Here is a 387-nt window from a genome sequence, read left to right on the forward strand (position 1 = left end):
GGCCACCGCACGATCTTCGTTTGTCCACACACCAACCGATGATCACGCGGTGGCCGTACCCGTTTCCAGCCGGGTCCGCAGCAAGATCGCAAAGTCAGACTGGAGTACTAGGTGGCCCTGGTGGAGAAGACGGAATCCGAGTGGCAACCGCAGGTCAGGGCACAAGCGCGCGAACAAGCGGTGACCTCCAGCGGCATGATGGTGCGCGTCATCGCGCACTTCGGATTCAGCGCCTGCGGGTCCTCCGACGACGGCCGTGAGCGCACCATCCCCACCCAGGGGCGCGTCGTTCAGGTGATGTGTCCTGGTTGATCACGTGATGCCGAGGGTGGTCAGCGGACGGTTGGCGTCGCGGGTGTGGTGGCGGAGTCCAGCAGCAATGTTCGT

The 387-nt window shown here is 64.1% G+C and carries 1 protein-coding gene; it reads left to right on the forward strand.

The features are described 5' to 3' along the window. Positions 1–111: 111 nt before the first annotated feature. Complete coding sequence (locus tag AC2CJA_RS27345) at positions 112–312, forward strand: hypothetical protein (protein ID WP_484605294.1); 201 nt, start codon at positions 112–114, stop codon at positions 310–312. Positions 313–387 lie beyond the last annotated feature (75 nt).

The sequence above is a fragment of the Streptomyces sp. ATLC9 genome, from assembly GCF_057196705.1.